At 70.2% G+C, this 336-nt stretch carries 1 protein-coding gene; it reads left to right on the forward strand.

The window, feature by feature from the left end; all coding sequences use genetic code 11:
• Positions 1–120 precede the first annotated feature (120 nt).
• The coding region (locus RVY79_RS18290; RefSeq protein WP_317465947.1) for a GlgB N-terminal domain-containing protein at positions 121–336 on the forward strand (216 nt) is incomplete at its 3' end.

The following is a 336-nucleotide window of genomic DNA, read 5'->3' on the forward strand; positions in this document are numbered from 1 at the left end:
AGCGGCCAACCGGCCCGCCTGGCTGCTGATTCCACTGAGTGGCCTCACCCGCGTGGCACGCCGGGTGTTGCATGCAGAACCGCCGCTGCGGGCCGCGGAAACCACAACCGGAGGCCCGTCATGAGCGCGCTCGACTTTGCTCCACCCAAGGCGCAGGCCACGGCCCGACCTGTCGTGGTGCCGCCGACGGGCGTGGACTCAGCCACGATCGACGCACTCGTGCACGGCCGCTTGGGCGATCCGTTTGCGGTGCTGGGGCCCCATCGCGTACCAACCGACGAAGGACCGTGCTGGATGGTGCGTACGTTCCAGCCGGGGGCCCGTCGCGTGCAGTTG

Origin of the sequence: Chromohalobacter sp. HP20-39 (assembly GCF_033052815.1) — a bacterium.
GTDB lineage: Bacteria > Pseudomonadota > Gammaproteobacteria > Pseudomonadales > Halomonadaceae > Chromohalobacter.